The sequence below is a fragment of the Aeromicrobium sp. A1-2 genome (genome assembly GCF_003443875.1).
Classification (GTDB): domain Bacteria; phylum Actinomycetota; class Actinomycetes; order Propionibacteriales; family Nocardioidaceae; genus Aeromicrobium.
This window is the reverse complement of the sequence record NZ_CP027482.1, coordinates 2963481-2980327: the sequence shown is the minus strand read 5'-3', so window position 1 is coordinate 2980327 and position 16847 is coordinate 2963481. Positions and strand designations below refer to the sequence as shown.

Here is a 16847-nt window from a genome sequence, read left to right as displayed (position 1 = left end):
ATCCACGGGACCTGGCACGACGGGTGCGGACGTGGCTGACCAGTCCGGGAATGATCCCGACGGCGCGCAGGGTTCCCACCACGTGGACCCGACCAGCACGACGTCTCAGCACGACGAGCAGACACTCTCGTTCGCTCGCCACGTCGAGCCGGAGATCGAGGTGCTGCTGCGTGTTGCGCGCAGTCTCACCGGATCGCGGGCCGACGCCGAGGACCTGGTCCAGGAGACCCTGATCAGGGCGTTCAAGAGCGCCGACCGCTTCGACGGCGCACACCCGCGGGCGTGGCTCCTGACGATCATGCGTCGGGCCAACATCAACACCCACCGTCGGCGCCGACCGGCGCCGGCCGATCCGCACGGCGAGCTCGTCAACCGTCCGCCGGCGTTCGGCGATGCGACGGGGAGGGCTCCGGAGGACCTGGTGAACGACACCGTCATGGACGATCACGTCGAGCAGGCCCTGGCCGACCTCGATCCCAGATTCCGGGGAGTTCTCCTGCTGGTCGACGTCGACCAGCTCTCCTACCAGGAGACCGCCGATGCGCTCGGGATACCCGTCGGGACCGTGATGTCCCGGCTGAGTCGGGCTCGCAGTCGCATGCGGGCGAGCCTCGAGACCACACCTTCGTCCCACAGGAGACACCGATGATCACCGCCCTTCGCATGATGGTCACCTGCCGCTGGTCGGGGCGACGCATCCAGCGTTACCTCGACGCCGACCCTGCGGCCACGCTCTCGCGCGAGGAGATGGCCCGGCTCGAGGCCCATCTGGCGGTGTGCGACCGGTGCTCCGCGGCGGTCAGCGACTACCGAGGCGTCAAGGCGGCTTTGGCGCGACTCGCCGAACGACGTACGCCTGACGAGGCGAGCATCGCGAGACTGCAGCTTGCTGCCCGCCGGCTCGCGGACGGCTCGGTGCACTGATGGTCACAGCACTGGACTGGACCTCCGACGACGTGTCGGCCACGCGCTCCGATCCGTGGGACCTCGTGGTCCTGGGTGGGGGCACCGCGGGAATCGTCGCCGCCAAGACGGCGGCCGGCCTCGGTGCGGACGTCCTGCTGATCGAGCGGGAACGCCCCGGCGGCGACTGCCTCTGGACCGGTTGTGTCCCCAGCAAGGCGCTGCTCTCGATCGCGCACGACGCGGTCGCGGGCCGGCACGGTCGCGGGCTGACCCGCCCGGGTGGCGAAGTCGAGTTCTCCGCCGTCATGCAGACCGTTCACGGTGTCGTGGCGACGATCGAGCCGATCGACTCCCCGGAGTCGCTCCGCTCGACGGGCGTGACGGTGATCCACGGCGAGGTGCGCTTCGACGGACCGAGATCGGTCGTCGTCGACGGCACCAGCTTCGTGTTCCGCAACGCCGTCATCGCGGCGGGCTCGTCCCCCTTCGTGCCTGCCCTCGATGGACTCGACACGATGACAGTCCTGACGTCGGACTCGGTGTGGGACCTGGAGTCCCTCCCGGCCAGCCTGTTGGTGCTCGGTGCCGGCAGCATCGGCTGTGAGCTGGGCCAGGCGCTGGCCAGGCTCGGATCGGACGTGACGATCGTCGAGTCCGGCAATCGCATCCTGCCGCGCGAGGACGAGGATGCCGCAGAGTCCATCACCTCGGCGCTGATCGCCGATGGCGTGACGCTGAGGCTCGGCGTCTCGGTCGAGTCGTTCCGCCCCGGAGCGGCCCAGCTCAGCGACGGATCGGTCGTCGAGACCGACACCGTCCTGGTGTCGGTCGGCCGCCGCCCGCGCACGGCCGGTCTGGGCCTGGAGGAGGCCGGAGTCAGCCTCACCGAACGAGGCTTCATCGAGGTCGACCCCCGACTGCGCACCAGCAACCGGCGCATCTGGGCCGCGGGCGACATCACCGGGCACCCGCAGTTCACCCATGTCGCAGGCAGCCACGGATCCATGGCCGCGACCAACGCAGTGCTGGGCCTACGGCGGAGTGTCGATCTGGCCACGATCCCCCGGGTGACCTACACGCACCCCGAGGTCGCCGCATTCGGTGTCGGGCTGCAGCACGACGGGACGGACGGCATCCATGCCCGGACCGTGGGGCACGACGAGGTGGACCGGGCGATCGCGGAGGGACAGACGGACGGATTCTCCCGGATCGTGCTCGACCGCAAGCAGCGCGTGATCGGTGCGACGATCGTTGGTCCCCGTGCGGGCGAGTCGCTCGCCGAAGTGGTCCTCGCCGCCCGGCACGGGCTGCGCGCGCGCGACATCGCTGCCGCGATGCACGCCTATCCGACGTATGCCGACGGAGTCTGGAAGGCCGCACTCGCCCAGCTGCAGGAGGACCTTGCGAGCCCGTGGGCCCGTCGCGCGGTCAGGGTGTTGCTGCGTCTTCGCCGGTGGCTGACCCGGTCGTGACGGGTCGGCGGGCGGTCCGCCTCGCGTGCACCGTGCCGACGACCGTCAGCACCACCAGGCCGGTCACGGTGATCGCGAAGGGCCACGAGCCCGGCGAGAAGCCGTACGCGCCGACAGCGACGTAGACCGCGGTCCCGGGGATGATCCCGACGGCGGTCGCGATGACGTAGGCCCGCAGCTTCACCGAGGTCAGGCCGAAGATGTAGTTGATCGTTGTGAAGGGGATGACCGGCAGCAGCCGGGCACCCAGCACCGTGAGGAAGCCCCGTTCACCGATCTGGGCGTCGACCTTGCGGACCCGGTCGGCGGTCAGGCCACGCACCGAGTCCCGACCCAGCCAGCGGGCCCCCGCGAACGCGCCGGTCGAGCCGGCGACGGCACCCACCAGCACGACCACGAGACCGAGCCAGAACCCGAAGATCGCGCCACCGGCGATCGTGCAGACGGCCTTGGGCAGCGGGAGCAGGGTTGCCGAGGCGTAGAACACCGCGAACGCCGGCAGGGCGATCCAGCCCAGGCCGTTGAAGTAGTCCTGGACCTCGGTGAGGCCGGGTAGCCCGACCTGGGTCTCCAGGAGAACGAAGCCGGAGATGGCGGCGGCAAGCACTGCGAGGCGGATGGCGATCTGGCGGCGGCTCATGGGGGGCTCCAGGGGAAGACGGTGCAGCGGGAAGGGGGGAGGCCGAGGTGGATCGTCTCGCCCACGGCGGCGGACGTCCCGATCGGTGCGTGCAGGGTCACGAGCTGATCGTCGGCGGTGCGCCCGTTCACGGCCAGGAAGGCCCCGGCGAAACGCACCGACTCCACGGCCAGGCTGACGGTGTCGGCGGTGGCACCGGATCGCAATTCGATGGCCTCGGGCCGGATCGTCAGGACCGCCGGCCCACGGACCGTGCCGGCGTCCATCGCGAGGTCGCTTCCGGCGAGGCTGAAGGCTCCGTCGCCGGCGGTGCCGGTGAGCTCGTTGGTGACACCGAAGAATCGAGCCGTCGCCAACGTCGGCGGGGCGACGTACAGCTGCTCGGGGTTGCCCTGAGCCTCGATCCGACCGTCCAGCATCAGGACGATCTCATCGGAGATGTCCACCGCCTCGGCCTGGTCGTGGGTCACGAAGACCGTCGTGACACCCGTCGAGTCGTGCAGCCCACGCACCAGGTGGCGCATCTCGAGACGCAATGAGGCATCGAGCTGCGAGAACGGTTCGTCCAGGAGCAGCACCGATGGCTCCAGCACGAGCGCGCGGGCCAGGGCGACGCGTTGCTCCTGGCCACCGGACAGCTCATGTGGACGGCGATGCCCGAGACCGTCGAGCTGGACTCGCTGGAGCATCGCGGCGACGCGGTCGGCGATCACCCCACGAGGAGTGTGCTGCATCCGCAGGCCGAAGCCGACGTTCTGGGTGACCGACAGGTGGGGGAACAGCAGCGGCTTCTGGAACACCAACGAGATCGGCCGCTGCTCGGTCCGGACGGCCGCCATGTCACGGCCGTCGACCGTGACGCGCCCGGCATCGGGCGCGACGAGCCCGGCGATCATCTGCAGCGTGGTGCTCTTGCCGCAGCCGGACGGGCCCAGCAGCGCGGTGAACGATCCGGGCGCGAGGTCGAGGTCGACCCCGTCGACGGCCGTGGTGCCGGCAAAGCGCTTGGTCAGGCCGCAGGTCTGCAGGGCAGACGTCATGTTCGGGCCACACCCATCAGCATGCCACCGCGCAGTCGCAGCACCCGTGCCGCGACTGCCACGAGGAGCACAGGGGGGATGACGACCAGAAGTCCCAGGGCCGCCGCCGCCGTCGTGTCGGAAGATCCGATCGCCGAGAGCAGCAGGAGGGGCAGCGTCTGCACCTGACCCCCACCGATCAACAACGTGAGGATGTACTCGCTCCAGGAGATCAGGAACGTCAGCAGGGCGGTGGCGGCCAGTGCCGGGGCGAGCACCGGGATCGTGACCAGGGCAGTCGTGCGCCACGGTCCGGCGCCGAGCACCTGGGCCTGCCGCTCCAGGTCGACGTCGAAGTGGTCGAAGGCGGCTCCCAGGATGGTCGCGGCGTACGGCACCGTGAGGATCAGCTGCACCAGGACCACCCCCAGCGCGCTCTCGGACAGGCCCCAGCGGATGAAGAACACCTGCAGGCCCAACGTCACCGCGAGCCCCGGCACGATGACGGGGGTGACCAGGAGGAATTGCACCATCCGGCGACCGCGGAACCGGTGCAGACCGATGACCCGGCCGGCCGGAAGCCCGATCGCGCAGGCGAGGACAGCGACCGAGGTCGCGATCAGCGTGGAGGAGAGCAGGGCGTGCCAGGACTCGGAGGACGCGACGATCGCCAGCCCTCGGGTCGTGCCGTCGGTCGGCAGCAGGTCGGGGTAGGGCCAGGAGCCGGCGACCGACCACAGCACCAGCGGAACCAGCGGCGTGATCACCGCCGCGGCGATCGCAATCGCCGCGAGGCGCCTCATGCGTGTCTCCTGCGGGCGAGCTGGGTCACGACGAGGTAGCCCGCGGCGATCATGGTCGTGAGGGTCGCGAGCAGGACCGCGATGGCCATGGCCTCGGGGCGCGAGGTCAGGTCCGTGTCGTTGAAGGTCTGGTACGTCACGACCGACAACGGCGCCGGGAACGGCCGGCCCAGCAGAACCGGGACCTCGTACGAACCCATCGTGAACGCCAGCACGAGCAGTGCGGCGGCGCCGACGGGCGCGGACAGCATCGGGAGCGTGACATGGCGCAGCCGCTGCCACGGGGCCGCGCCGAGGGTGCGGGAGACGTCCTCGAGCCGCTGCAGGTTGACGCTCATGGCGGCCAGGGCGATGACCGCGATGAACGGGGTCTCCTTCCACACATACTCCGCGATGATGCCCCAGCCGAATCCGTCCTGGGTCAGGGCGGGGAACTGCTGGGCGTCATCGACGAGCCCGACCGCGTGTGCCGTTCGTGACGTCATGCCGGACGGCGACAGCAGCAGCGCTATGCACAGCGCCCCGACCAGGTGCGGGACGGCCAGTGTCCCCTGGAACAGGCGGGTCAGCCACGCGCGACCAGCCCCGAGCCGCCGGACGACCAACGCGAAGCCCACCCCCAGAGTCGTCGCCAGGACCGTCGACAGGATGCCGATCCGCAGTGTCAGGGCGATCGAGGACCGGACCGCCGGATCGTCCGCCGCCACACGGTAGGCGTCCAGCGACCACCGGCCGCCGCCCAGCAGTGGCTGGTGACCCAGGCTCTGGGCGATTGCCTGGGCAAACCCGCCGACGAAGAACACGCCGATCACGAGCATCGCCGGAGCAAGCAGGAGGGCGCGCCGGACCGCGGGTGAACCGGTGACTACGGACAAGGTCGTCATGGGGCTACTTCTGCAGGACCTGCGCTGTCCAGTCCTTCTCGATCCGGGTCAGGTACGCGCTGGCCAGCTCGGGCTGCGCATTCGCCGACAGCTCCTCGAGGGACAGGACCGAGGGGCTCTGCGGCACATCGGCGAAAGTGCGCTGCGTGGTCTCGCTGGTCCGCGACACGTCGATGCCCGGATATGCGCCGGTCGCCTCGAACAGCGCGAGCTGGACCTCCGGGTCCTGCAGGGTGTCGGCCAGCACGAAGGCGGCGGAACGGTGCGCGGCATTCTTCGGGATCGTGATGAAGCTGTAGTTGCTGATGTTGCCGCTGGAGGGGATCGCCTCGCGGGTCGACTCGGGATAGGTGCCGTCGGTCACCTGCGTCGCCACCGCGCCAGGGCCGTAGGTGAAGTACGCACTGATCTCGCCGTCGGCATACAGCTTCTCGATGGCGGCCTGGCTCGTCGGGTACGTCTCGCCCTGGCGCCACAGGCTCGGCTCGATCTGATTGAGCCGGTCGTAGAAGCCGGCGGTCGCCTTGGTGTACGCCTGCTCGTCGAAGGCCCCGGCCAACGTCGACGGTCCGCCGATCTGGTCGTACAGCAGCGAGCGGACGGCCATCGAGCCGGTGAAGTCAGGCGGCGCGGGATAGGTGAACTTGCCGGGGTTGGTCTTGGCCCAGGCCAGCAACGAGTCGACCGAGGCTACGTCGGCCGGGTCGAGGTCCGCGCTGTCGTACACCAGCGCAGAGCTGGCCTGCTGCCAAGCCGCTTCGCAGCCGTCGACCGGCACGCCGAAGTCGCTCTTGACCGCGTCTGCGGTCAGATCGACGTACTTGGCGTTGGGCAGGTCGTCGGCCCACCCGCACGACCAGATGTCGGCCTGCACACCGGTGGCGAAGTTCTCGCCATTGACCCAGATCGCGTCGACGGCTCCGCCGCTGGTGCGTCCGGCCTGCTTCTCGCCGAGCACCTTGTTGACCGCGTCGGCGGTGTCGGTGATGCGCACCTGCTTGAGGGTCACGCCACGCTTGGCCAGCCGCGGTGCGACCTCGTCCTTGACGAAGGCGTTGAGCGCGTCGTCGCCGCCGTACATGTACCAGTTGACCGTCTGGCCCTTGGCGTCGGAGAGCACGGCCGACCAGTCGGCGGAGTCCGCGGCAGGCGCATCGGGCTCGGAGGTCCCGCAGGCTGCGAGGGTCACTGCGGCGACAGCGAACGGGACGGCGAGGCGGCGAAGGACGGGTTTGTGGGGCACGGAATCTCCTGGTGGCAGGTGGCTAGGGACGTGACGCGAGCACGCGGTCCGAGGCGAGGGTCAGCACACCTTCGGCTACGCGTTGCAGGACGGTGATCGTGACGGCGCCGGCGAAGGCCCAGGCGATCAGCTCGGCGTGCTCGGGAAAGATCGTGAACAGCGTGTAGGCGATGACGGTCTCGGTGCCCTCGGCCAGACCGCCGACGAACCGCAGGGAGCGACCGTCCTGGTGCTGGTCCGCCCGGCGGCGCTCGAGGATCGAGGACAGGGCGAGGAAGGCTGTGCCGGACAGGTAGTACGCCACGAGGAGCGCCACACAAGCAAGCCGGGCCTCGGGGACCTGGATCGCGATCGCGAGCACGAACCCGGAGTAGATGCTGAAGTCAGCGACGATGTCGAGGAAGCCGCCGAGGTCTGTTGGACCGACCTGCCTGGCCACGGCACCGTCGAGCCCGTCGAAGAGTCGGTTGAGGAGCCACAGGACAAGGCCCAGGGTCCAGGCGCCGGTCGCGACCGAAACACAGGCGCCCACGCCGGCCAGCCAGCCGATCGCGGTCAGCGTCGTCGGCCGGACCCCGGTCGCCGCGATGGTCCGAGCGGCGCGATCCAGGGCCGGACCTGTGATGCGTCGCGCGGCCTGGTCAAGCACGACGGCCTTTCGTGCAGGCGGAGCGAGGCGTCACGGGTCGCTCCTGGTCGTCGAGGGGATGGGCTCTCGCCCTGGCGTATGGGTCCAGCGTCCCGCAGTCCGGGTGCATGCGCCGCGCGAGCGGTGTCATGGTGGGACCTCTTTCGTGGGCGATGGTTGGAGGGGAAACCCCCCGACCCCGGCGATTCATTCCACGTCGCGGACCTCGAGTCGGTCGCCGAGGAGCATTCAGGCCTGTCGGGCCAACCAGTCGGCGATCGTCGCGCCGATCACGGCGCCCTGGTCCTCGGCCAGGAAGTGCCCTGCGCCCTCGATGACGTGCAGCGGCTCGGACACCGGGAACGTCGACTCCATGGCTCGTCCGGTGGGCTCCAGCGGGAGGATCGTGTCGGCATCGGCCCACAGCAGCAGCAGCGGGCGGGACTCCTGTGTCAGTGCCGCGATAGCGGCGCGTCCCTCGGCGGCTCCCGGATCGTCGGGGGATTGCGGGATCAGTGCAGGGAGGCGGCGTGCCCCACCCTTGTGGTCGACGGTCGGGAACGGTGCCTCGTACGCCGCGACGACCTCGGCGGACAGATCCGTCGCGCTGCCACCGTTCACCAGCATGCCGATCGGCATGTCGGGCTCGGCGTCGATGAAGTCGCGGAACATCTGCCAGTTCTTGCCCATCTTCTGGTGCCCGGTGAACAGGCCGGAGTCCATGATCACGATGCGAGAGATGCGTTCGGGTATTTCGGTCGTGGCGACCCGCAGGCCGATCGGTCCGCCCCAGTCGTGCACGACCAGCGTCACATCGGTGAGGTCGAGGTCCTCGAACAGTGCGATGACGGCCGCGACGAGCCGGTCGTACGTGTACCAGTCGTCGGCGGGCTTGTCGGAGCGACCGAAGCCGGGCAGGTCTGGCGCGATGCAGCGGTGTCCGGCCTCGACCAGCGGCGTGATGGCCTTCCGCCACATGAACGACCAGGTCGGTTCTCCGTGGAGCAGCACGACCGTCGAGCCCTCGCCGACGTCGACGTGGGCCAGGCGCAGGCCCTCCCACTCGCGATAGTGCGGCTCGTGCGGGAAGTCGGGAAGGTCGGCAAAGCGCTCGTCGGGGGTCCGTTGCATGGGCCGAGCATAGGCGTCGCGCCGCCGCGTGTTGCGCTCCTCGTGGGGCAATATGGATCGCATGCCCCTGCGCATCGTGGCGAATCGGCCTGACCCGGCGATCCTCAACCTGCCATGGAGCACCCCGCTGGAGGACTGGTCCGACGAGTACGTCGTGCCGCTGCCGCGGGGCCTCTCGCGCCATGTCGTCCGCATCGTGCGGCTGGGACGTCGGACGTACGCGATCAAGGAGACCACCGAGGAGATCGCCTTCCGCGAGTATCGGCTGCTCCGCGAGCTGGACCGACTCAGGCTGCCAACCGTGCTCGCGCAGGGGGTTGTGGCGGGCCGCACCGACTCCCAGCAGAACCCGCTGCCGACGGCGTTGCTCACCGAGCACCTGCGCTTCTCCCTTCCGTACCGCTCCTTGTTCTCCCACGGCCTGACGGTCGAGAACATCCCGTCGTTGGTCGATGCGCTCGTCGTGCTGCTCGTGCGACTGCACCTCAGCAACTTCTACTGGGGCGATGTGTCGCTGTCCAACGTCCTGTTCCGGCGCGATGCGGGCGCCTTCTCGGCCTACCTCGTGGACGCCGAAACCGGCGAACTGCACCCCACGCTCTCCGAGCGCTTGCGGGAGCACGATGTGACGGTCGGCTGCGAGAACGTCTTCGCCGAGCTGCTCGACCTCGAGGCCAGCAACGCCGTGGAAGGTGATGTCGCGGTGTTCGCGATCGTCGACCGGATCCGTGAGCGTTATGACGCGCTGTGGTCCGAGCTGACCGGCGCCGAGCAGTTCGGGGCCGACGAGATGTGGCGCATCGAGCAGCGGATCGAAAGGCTCAACGACCTGGGCTTCGACGTCGACGAGCTCGACATCAACACGGGTGTCGATGGCGACCAGATCCAGATCAGGCCCCGTGTCGTGGAGCTCGGTCACCACCGTCGCGAGCTGCAGGAGCTCACCGGCATGAACGTCGAGGACAACCAGGCGCGGCGGCTGCTCAACGACCTCGCGTCGTACACAGCCAACTGCGACCTGTCGCGGGAGGATCGAGACGTCGTCGCCAACCAGTGGATGAGCCGCTACTACGAGCCCATCGTGGCTCTGGTGCCTCCGGAGCTGCGCGGCAAGCTCGAGGCGCCGGAGGTCTATCACGAGATCCTCCACCACCGCTGGACGCTGTCGGAGCAGGCCGGGCGCGAGGTCGACATCTTCGAGGCGGCTCGTGACTACATCCAGCACGTGCTGAGTCGTCGCCCGGACGAGGTGATGGCACCCCCAGAGATGCCGCCACCCGCCCTCACGACGTAGGCCGACTCAGTCGCTGAGTCGTTCTTCGGTGTCGGTGTCGAACACGTGCACGTTCTGCGGATCGGTCGTGACGTAGATCGTCTCGCCTTTGTGCACGGTGTCGCGGCCATGGACCCGCACGATGATGTTGCTCGGTGTGCCGGAGATGCCGCTGGTTCCGTAGACGAAGGCATCGGCCCCGAGCTCCTCGACCACCGTCACCTTGACCGGGAGCCCACCCTCGTTCTCCGAGACGACGCGCCATGCCTCGGGGCGTACGCCCACCGTGATGTTGCCCTGCATCTTGCGGGCGGCCGTCGGGTCCACCGGGACCAGGTAGTCACCGACCTTGGCCTGGCCGTCGTGCGCCGTGCCCTGGAGCAGGTTCATCTGAGGTGATCCGATGAAGCCCGCGACGAACAGGTTGACCGGCCGGTCGTAGAGCCCCAGCGGTGTGTCGACCTGCTGCAGCTCACCGAGCTTCATGACCGCGACCCGGTCGCCCATCGTCATGGCCTCGACCTGGTCGTGCGTGACGTAGACCGTCGTGACGCCGAGGTCGGACTGCAGCTTGGCGATGTCGGTGCGGGTCTGCACGCGCATCTTCGCGTCGAGGTTGGACAAGGGCTCGTCCATGCAGAAGACCTGCGGGTTGCGCACGATCGCGCGACCCATCGCGACGCGCTGACGCTGGCCACCGGACAGCGCCTTGGGCTTGCGCTCGAGGAACTCGGTGAGGCCGAGCAGCTCCGCGGCGTCCTCGACCCGCTTCTTGCGCTCGTCGTTGGGAACCTTGGCCATCTTGAGCGCGAAACCCATGTTGTCGGCGACCGTCATGTGCGGGTAGAGCGCATAGTTCTGGAACACCATCGCGATGTCCCGATCCTTGGGCGGCATCTCCGTGACGTCGCGGTCACCGATGAAGATCTTGCCCGAGTTGACCTCTTCGAGGCCCGCGAGCATGCGCAGGGTCGTGGACTTGCCACACCCCGACGGGCCGACGAGCACCATGAACTCGCCGTCCTCGATCTCCAGGTCGATGCCCGGGACCGTGGGTTTGTCGGCTCCGGGGAACCAACGCTGTGCCTTTTCAAATCTGACTGTTGCCATGTTGAAACTCCTCCACCGACAGGTACGTGTCGGACGATCCGTTGTAGCGAAGTGACTCACATCACACTATCGCGGGTTGGGCTGCTGATGAATGCTCACGACGGGGGGCTCCACGACGCTGGGGCGTCCACGAGTCGCAAGCCGGTGCCGGCGTCGTTCCAGGTCACGCGGCAGGGGTTGATGATGCCGCCGACGAACCCCGGGTCGTCGCGCCGGTTCTCGAACGCGAGGAACCGCGCCTTGCCGTCACGGGTCGACACGAGCTTGCCGACGTAGAGGCGTTCGGTCGTGACGCGCACCGCCCGGTCGATGTCGACCGGGGAGCCAGGCCCTTCGACCGGCACCGACCACACCCCTCCCGATCCGGGATCCGAGCCCGGCATCTCGGGGTGCATGCACGAGAACAGGAGGACCCAGCGGCCCTCGACCTGGTGGAGCGAGATCACCTCGAGCTGGTCGAACCGCCCCGTCGGGCTGCTCAGCGGGGGCTGCACCTCCCAGGTACGCAGGTCAGGGGAGGTGGCGTGACCCACGACGCCCGGACCGATACCTTCGGGCGCCTGCGCGGTGAGATACATGTGCCACAGCCCGGTGTCATCACAGATGACCCACGGGTCGCGCCAGTGCTCGTCGAGATCCTCGCCGCGCCGGCGGGCGTACCACCGTTCGTCCGCCTCGAGCAGCGCATAGGGCGAGCGTGTCCAGGTCATGAGGTCAGGTGACGTGGACACTCCCACGCGCTGCACGAGTCCGGGGTCTGAACTGCTGATGCCGGTCGAGAACATCAGCCACCCGCCGGCTTCATCCTTGACGACACAGCCGGTCCATGTGGCCCGGTCGTCGAACGCCGGAGCCGGCTGCGGGTCGATGGCATCGGCGACGCGGGTCCAACGGGTCAGGTCGGCGGAGACCGCGTGACCCACCGACGCGTGGAAGTGGCGCAGATCCGGGTCGCCGAGCAACCGGGACGCCTTGAGAAAGAACAAGTGGTGGCCGTCGGTGGCACCGGGATCCTCGGCGGTCCAGAAGTCCCACACCCAACAGTCAGGGAGGTCAAACATGGCCGGCATCCGCGCGGACGTGCAGGATCGGAGGCTCCCCCCACGAGGACGGTGCGAGCACGAGGATCACGCGGTCCCGGGCGAGGTGAAGGGGGCCTCGGGTCTCGCTGTCGCTCATCCCTTCACGGCTCCGGCTGTCAGACCCCGGACGAAGAACCGCTGCAAGGTGAAGAACACGATCATCGGCAGCATCATCGACACGAATGCTCCTGCGGTCAGCAACTCCTTGCCCTGACCCTGGGTGCCGAGCAGCGACTGCAGTTCGACGATGACGGTCGAGTTGGAGTTGTTGAGGAACAGCTTGGCGATCAGCAGGTCATTCCACACCCACAGGAACTGCAGGATCGCGAATGCTGCGAGGGCAGGCACCGACATCGGCACGATCAGCCGCCAGAACGTTTGGTAGTGCGTCGCGCCGTCGATCTTCGCCGACTCGATGACGGTCCGCGGAAGGGTCGTCATGTAGTTGCGCAGGACATAGATCGCCAGGGGCATCCCGAATCCGGTGTGCAGCAACCAGACCGCGAGGTACTCGCCCGAGATGTCAAAGCCGCGCGGGCCGAGCAAGTTGAGCATCGGCTGGAACGCCACCTGGATCGGGACGACGAGCAGGGCCACGATCACGATGAACAGGATGTCCTTGCCGCGGAAATCCATGAACGTGAACGCGTACGCGGCGAATGCCGCGAACATGATCGGGATGACCGTCGCCGGGACCGCGACCACGATGCTGTTGACGAATCCGGTGCCGAGGTCCGTGCCGTCGAACACCCGTTGGTAGTTGCCGAAGGTCCATCCGGTCCCGAACGGGTCGAAGATCGCGGTCCACCAGCCCGAGCTCACGGTGTCGTCGCGCGAGCGGAACGACGTCACGAGCAGGCCGATCGTGGGCAGGGTCCACAACAAGCAGAGTGCGACCATCGTGCCGATTGCGAACGGACTCCGCCTGCGGCCGTCCTTCATGACCCCGCGGGTTCGCTTGCGGCCCTGGTGCTCCGAGCCGGCCTCGGCCACCATCACGGCATCCATGGGGTCGCTCATCCGTTCGCCTCCTCTTGGCGGAAGTGACGTACCTGGTAGATCAGCACCGGGGTGACCGCAAGCAGCAAGACCACCACGATCGCCGAGGCGCGTCCGGCCTGTCCGTTGGCGAACAGCTCGTTGAAGAACAAGTTGGCGATGACGTTGGTGTCGAACCGCCCGTTGGTCAGGACGTAGACGATGTCGAAGACCTTCAGCACCAGGATCAGCACGGTGATGAAGACCGTGATGATGGTGCCCTTGATCTGCGGGATCACGACCCGGGCGAAGATCTGCCACTCCGAGGCCCCGTCGATGCGGGCGGCCTCGACGGTGTCCTCCGGGACGCCCTTGATGGCCGATGACAGCAGGATCATCGCGAAGCCGACCTGCAGCCAGATCAGGATGACCATCAGCAACAGGGAGTTGAGCTTGCCGGTCGGAATCTGCAGCCACGTCTGGGCCGAGCCCCCGAGACCGGTCCAGACGGCATTCAGCAGGCCGGTCTGCTTGTCGCCGACGGAGTAGTCGTAGACCAGTCCCCAGATCGCCGAGGCGCCGACGAAAGAGATCGCCATCGGCAGGAAGATCGTGCTCTTGGCCAACTTCTCGCCGGACGTCGAGAGCTTGTCGGCGAGCACCGCGACCGCGATGCCGATCATGACGGTGATGGTGGGGACGATCAGCAACCAGATCAAGTTGTTGACGATCGAGTCGCGAAACGCCTGGCTGCCGAAGATGTAGCGGTAATTCTCGAAGCCGACGTAGCGCTCGCTCTTCTTGTCCGCGAATGAGTACTGGATCGTCTGGATCGTCGGGTAGATCAGCATCAGGGAGACAAGGCCCAGGCCCGGCAGCAGATACGCGTACGGCATGAGTCCGCGTGACAGGCGGTCCGGGAGGCCCTCGACGAACATGTTGAGGAAGAAGAAGAACGCGCCAGCGCCACCGACGCCCACGATCACGGCGACAATGCCGATGACGATCTTGCTGTCGAGGAAGACCTCGGGGTAGAGGCTGAACGCCAGGAACACGTTGAGCATCAACCACAGCACAACGGCCATGCCGACGACACCGATCGCGATCGCGCGAACGTCCGCGCTTCGCTTGCCCTCCGACCCTGACACCGGCGAACCGGTGTCAGGGCGGTCGGTGGTGACGGTCATGACTTGGGCCAGGACGCCTCGATCGCGTCCAGCGTCTTCTGCGAGGACTCGCCGCTCACCCAGTCGACCATGCCGGTCCAGAAGGTGCCCGAACCGACCTCCTTCGGCATCAGGTCCGAGGCGTCGAATCGGAAGACATCCGCATCAGCTGCCAGCGTCGCGATGTTGCGAGTCGTCTCGTCGGCGTACTGGCTCGCATCGAACGTCTTGTGCGGGGAGAGCCAGCCGCCGGCTGCGGCCCACTCGCCGCCAAACTTGTCCGAGGTGAGGAACTCCATGACCTGCTTGACGTCCGAGTCGCCGCCGTTGAAGGCCGCCGCGAGGTCACCGCCGCCAAGGATCGGCTGACCGGTGTAGCCACCCTGGAAGGGCGGGAACACGAAGGTGCCGACTGAGCCGTCGAGGTCCGCCTGGACCTGGTCGGGGAAGAAACCTGTCGCGAAGTTGCCCTGGCGCATCAGCATGCAGTCGGGCTTGGCCTTGAACGCGGGGTTCATGGCATCGGCGAATCCGGTGTTGAGGATGCCCTTGGCCCCGCCGAACACCTCCCCGTTGGTCTTGGCGATCTTGCCGAACTCGTCGAGCGCCTTGACGATCTGCGGGTCGTTGAACGGGATCTCGTGCTTGACCCACTGGTCGTAGACATCGGGACCGTTGACGCGGAGGACGTACTCCTCGAGCCAGTCCGTGCCGACCCAGCCGGTGGCCTGGTCGGACTCCCATCCCATGCACCACGGCGCTTTGGTGTCGGCCTTGAGCTTGTCGGTGATGCCTTGGAGCTCCTGGATCGATGCGGGCTCCTTCGAGAGTCCGGTCTCGTCGTAGGCGTCCTTGGGATACCAGACCAGGCTCTTGACGGCCATGCGCATCGGGGCGCCGTAGATGTTGCCGCCCTTGGTCGTGGCTTCCAGGAAGCCCGGGATCAGCGTGGACTTGATCGCGTTGACGTCGAGAACGTCGCCGAGCGGGGTGATGTCGTCGGACAGCTCCAGCAGCCCTCCAGGCTGCGGGAACAGGCCGATGTCAGGCGCGGCGCCCGAGTTGACCTTGGCCTTGATGGTCGTGGCGAAGTCCTGGTCGTCGGTGTAGTCGATCGTGATGCCCGACGAGGACTCGAACTCCTTGAGCGAGGCGACGAACGCTTCCTTCTCAGCGCCGCCGAAGGCGCCGAGGATCGTCACGGTCCCGTCGCCCTTGCTCTCGCCACCGCTGCTGTTGTTGTCGCTTCCTCCGCCGGACAGGCAGCCCGAGAGGACCATGGCCGAAGCCGCGCCCAGTCCGATGGTCGCCAGCCGGAATCTCCTGCGTGTGGACATGCCTACTCCTCGAATCGTCGACCTGCGCAAACGTTTACGTGAGTTGCCACCGAAGAGGCACTCCCTCTTTTCCACAGTGACTCACGTCACAGTTGTACGTCAAGGAATCGACGTAACCGTTTGCGAACTGGCTATCGTGAGGGCATGCCTGACCCCGCGCCGGAGATCAACATGGTCGATGTGGCCCGTCATGCGGGCGTCTCGATCGCGACGGTCTCGCGTGCGCTGCGAGATGTCCCCGGGGTCAGCGAGGCCACCCGCGTCCGGATCCGTCTGGTCGCCGAGGATCTGTCGTACGTCGTGTCGCCGGAGGCGTCGGCGCTGTCACGCCGAGCGACCGGTCGTGTCGCTGTGGTCGTTCCCAAGATCGACGTATGGTTCTACTCCGCGATGCTCGCGGCGATCGAGGGAGTGCTCCGAGAGGCAGACCTGGACGTGCTGGTCTACCAGGTCGACGGCGCTGCCCAGCGCAGCCGATTCTTCCGCCAGCTCCCGGCCCGCCGCAAGGTCGATGCCGTCGTGCTGATCGCGCTGCCGCTGCCGGCCGCGGAGGAGGAACGCCTCGATCTGCTGGGCGTCCACGTCGTCGTCGCGGGAGGACAGCTGCGCGACTATCCCCACGTGCGGGCGGACGACGTTGAGGCAACCACGCTCGCGATGGATCACCTCCTGGGCCTGGGGCACCGCCGCATCGCGATGATCCGGACCGGCGACACCGCGGGTGCCGCGTGGTCCGCCGACATCGTCCGGACCCAGACCTATCGCGACCGTCTGGACGCCCATGGGATCACCGTGCCGGCCGAGTACCTGACGACCGCCGACGCAGGACCGATGGCCGGGTCGGCCGGGGTCGATGCGCTGCTTGCCCTTCTCGAGCCCCCGACCGCGATCCTGTGCTATTCCGACGAGATCGCCGTCGGCGCGTACGCCGGCCTCAGTGCGCGGGGCATCGCGGTCCCGGGTGAGATCTCGGTCATCGGGATCGACGGCCACCCGATGGCCGAGGTGTTCGACCTGAGCACCGTGACGCAGTCAGTGTCCCGACAGGGCAAGCTGGCCGGCCAGATGGCACTCGACCTGCTGGCAGGGCGGCCGACCGAGGCCGAGGAACTCGTCGTCTCGTGCGACCTGATCGTCCGTGGTTCGACCGGGCCGCCCAAGGTCTGACCCGCGGA

Annotated in this window: 17 protein-coding genes; 5 read left to right on the top strand and 12 right to left on the bottom strand. The window is 67.9% G+C overall.

Annotation, left to right across the window (positions count from 1 at the left end):
- The first annotated feature begins 31 nt into the window (after positions 1–31).
- Genes C6I20_RS14645 through C6I20_RS14635 form a run of 3 tightly spaced genes read left to right on the top strand, consistent with a single transcriptional unit; the run spans position 32 to position 2378 of the window.
- Positions 32–649, top strand: a complete 618-nt coding sequence (locus C6I20_RS14645; protein WP_254052156.1) for an RNA polymerase sigma factor — start codon at positions 32–34, stop codon at positions 647–649.
- The gene (locus C6I20_RS14640; RefSeq protein ID WP_118397242.1) at positions 646–924 is read left to right on the top strand and encodes a zf-HC2 domain-containing protein; all 279 of its coding nucleotides are present in this window, start codon (positions 646–648) and stop codon (positions 922–924) included. The genes C6I20_RS14645 and C6I20_RS14640 overlap by 4 nt, the downstream gene beginning before the upstream one ends.
- Positions 924–2378, top strand: a complete 1455-nt coding sequence (locus C6I20_RS14635) for an NAD(P)/FAD-dependent oxidoreductase (protein ID WP_118397239.1) — start codon at positions 924–926, stop codon at positions 2376–2378. The genes C6I20_RS14640 and C6I20_RS14635 overlap by 1 nt, the downstream gene beginning before the upstream one ends.
- Here the strand turns inward: C6I20_RS14635 and C6I20_RS14630 are convergent.
- From C6I20_RS14630 to C6I20_RS14600, 7 genes are all read right to left on the bottom strand, one after another.
- Positions 2335–3018 carry a TVP38/TMEM64 family protein gene (locus tag C6I20_RS14630; RefSeq protein WP_118397236.1) on the bottom strand — a complete coding sequence of 228 codons (684 nt, stop codon included), beginning with the start codon at positions 3016–3018 and terminating at the stop codon, positions 2335–2337. The genes C6I20_RS14635 and C6I20_RS14630 overlap by 44 nt on opposite strands.
- Entirely contained in the window at positions 3015–4058 is a 1044-nt protein-coding gene (locus C6I20_RS14625; RefSeq protein WP_118397233.1) for an ABC transporter ATP-binding protein, read from the bottom strand. Before C6I20_RS14625 ends, C6I20_RS14630 begins: the two co-directional genes overlap by 4 nt.
- Entirely contained in the window at positions 4055–4840 is a 786-nt protein-coding gene (locus C6I20_RS14620; RefSeq protein ID WP_118397230.1) for an ABC transporter permease, read from the bottom strand. Before C6I20_RS14620 ends, C6I20_RS14625 begins: the two co-directional genes overlap by 4 nt.
- Entirely contained in the window at positions 4837–5724 is an 888-nt protein-coding gene (locus C6I20_RS14615; RefSeq protein ID WP_118397227.1) for an ABC transporter permease, read from the bottom strand. The genes C6I20_RS14620 and C6I20_RS14615 overlap by 4 nt, the downstream gene beginning before the upstream one ends.
- Before the next feature lie 4 nt (positions 5725–5728).
- Positions 5729–6967: an ABC transporter substrate-binding protein gene (locus C6I20_RS14610; RefSeq protein ID WP_118397224.1), complete on the bottom strand. Its 1239-nt coding sequence runs from the start codon at positions 6965–6967 to the stop codon at positions 5729–5731.
- A gap of 22 nt (positions 6968–6989) precedes the next feature.
- A complete protein-coding gene (locus C6I20_RS14605) occupies positions 6990–7616 on the bottom strand; it encodes a CDP-alcohol phosphatidyltransferase family protein (RefSeq protein WP_118397221.1) in 627 nt (208 codons plus the stop codon).
- 228 nt (positions 7617–7844) lie between these two features.
- Complete coding sequence (locus tag C6I20_RS14600; protein WP_118398975.1) at positions 7845–8726, bottom strand: haloalkane dehalogenase; 882 nt, start codon at positions 8724–8726, stop codon at positions 7845–7847.
- A 61-nt stretch (positions 8727–8787) separates the two neighbouring features.
- Here C6I20_RS14600 and C6I20_RS14595 point away from each other — a divergent pair, with 61 nt between their 5' ends.
- The gene (locus C6I20_RS14595) at positions 8788–10020 is read left to right on the top strand and encodes a DUF4032 domain-containing protein (protein ID WP_118398973.1); all 1233 of its coding nucleotides are present in this window, start codon (positions 8788–8790) and stop codon (positions 10018–10020) included.
- A 6-nt stretch (positions 10021–10026) separates the two neighbouring features.
- On the opposite strand, the gene C6I20_RS14590 is transcribed toward C6I20_RS14595, so the two are convergent.
- From C6I20_RS14590 to C6I20_RS14570, 5 genes are all read right to left on the bottom strand, one after another.
- Positions 10027–11109, bottom strand: a complete 1083-nt coding sequence (locus C6I20_RS14590) for an ABC transporter ATP-binding protein (protein ID WP_118397217.1) — start codon at positions 11107–11109, stop codon at positions 10027–10029.
- Between the two features lie 95 nt (positions 11110–11204).
- Positions 11205–12170 carry a glycosyl hydrolase family 32 gene (locus C6I20_RS14585; protein WP_118398971.1) on the bottom strand — a complete coding sequence of 322 codons (966 nt, stop codon included), beginning with the start codon at positions 12168–12170 and terminating at the stop codon, positions 11205–11207.
- A gap of 114 nt (positions 12171–12284) precedes the next feature.
- Positions 12285–13211 carry a carbohydrate ABC transporter permease gene (locus C6I20_RS14580; protein ID WP_254052155.1) on the bottom strand — a complete coding sequence of 309 codons (927 nt, stop codon included), beginning with the start codon at positions 13209–13211 and terminating at the stop codon, positions 12285–12287.
- Positions 13208–14356 carry a carbohydrate ABC transporter permease gene (locus C6I20_RS14575; protein ID WP_118397214.1) on the bottom strand — a complete coding sequence of 383 codons (1149 nt, stop codon included), beginning with the start codon at positions 14354–14356 and terminating at the stop codon, positions 13208–13210. Before C6I20_RS14575 ends, C6I20_RS14580 begins: the two co-directional genes overlap by 4 nt.
- Entirely contained in the window at positions 14353–15672 is a 1320-nt protein-coding gene (locus C6I20_RS14570) for an ABC transporter substrate-binding protein (RefSeq protein ID WP_118397211.1), read from the bottom strand. The genes C6I20_RS14575 and C6I20_RS14570 overlap by 4 nt, the downstream gene beginning before the upstream one ends.
- A gap of 144 nt (positions 15673–15816) precedes the next feature.
- Here C6I20_RS14570 and C6I20_RS14565 point away from each other — a divergent pair, with 144 nt between their 5' ends.
- Positions 15817–16839, top strand: coding sequence for a LacI family DNA-binding transcriptional regulator (locus tag C6I20_RS14565; protein WP_118397208.1), 1023 nt, complete (start codon positions 15817–15819; stop codon positions 16837–16839).
- Positions 16840–16847 lie beyond the last annotated feature (8 nt).

Coding starts and splice junctions, on each gene's coding strand:
- C6I20_RS14640 (WP_118397242.1), top strand. CDS start 646: ATGATCACCGCCCTTCGCATGATGGTCACCTGCCGCTGGTCGGGGCGA.
- C6I20_RS14635 (WP_118397239.1), top strand. CDS start 924: ATGGTCACAGCACTGGACTGGACCTCCGACGACGTGTCGGCCACGCGC.
- C6I20_RS14630 (WP_118397236.1), bottom strand. CDS start 3,018: ATGAGCCGCCGCCAGATCGCCATCCGCCTCGCAGTGCTTGCCGCCGCC.
- C6I20_RS14625 (WP_118397233.1), bottom strand. CDS start 4,058: ATGACGTCTGCCCTGCAGACCTGCGGCCTGACCAAGCGCTTTGCCGGC.
- C6I20_RS14620 (WP_118397230.1), bottom strand. CDS start 4,840: ATGAGGCGCCTCGCGGCGATTGCGATCGCCGCGGCGGTGATCACGCCG.
- C6I20_RS14615 (WP_118397227.1), bottom strand. CDS start 5,724: ATGACGACCTTGTCCGTAGTCACCGGTTCACCCGCGGTCCGGCGCGCC.
- C6I20_RS14600 (WP_118398975.1), bottom strand. CDS start 8,726: ATGCAACGGACCCCCGACGAGCGCTTTGCCGACCTTCCCGACTTCCCG.
- C6I20_RS14595 (WP_118398973.1), top strand. CDS start 8,788: ATGCCCCTGCGCATCGTGGCGAATCGGCCTGACCCGGCGATCCTCAAC.
- C6I20_RS14590 (WP_118397217.1), bottom strand. CDS start 11,109: ATGGCAACAGTCAGATTTGAAAAGGCACAGCGTTGGTTCCCCGGAGCC.
- C6I20_RS14585 (WP_118398971.1), bottom strand. CDS start 12,170: ATGTTTGACCTCCCTGACTGTTGGGTGTGGGACTTCTGGACCGCCGAG.
- C6I20_RS14580 (WP_254052155.1), bottom strand. CDS start 13,211: ATGAGCGACCCCATGGATGCCGTGATGGTGGCCGAGGCCGGCTCGGAG.
- C6I20_RS14575 (WP_118397214.1), bottom strand. CDS start 14,356: ATGACCGTCACCACCGACCGCCCTGACACCGGTTCGCCGGTGTCAGGG.
- C6I20_RS14570 (WP_118397211.1), bottom strand. CDS start 15,672: ATGTCCACACGCAGGAGATTCCGGCTGGCGACCATCGGACTGGGCGCG.
- C6I20_RS14565 (WP_118397208.1), top strand. CDS start 15,817: ATGCCTGACCCCGCGCCGGAGATCAACATGGTCGATGTGGCCCGTCAT.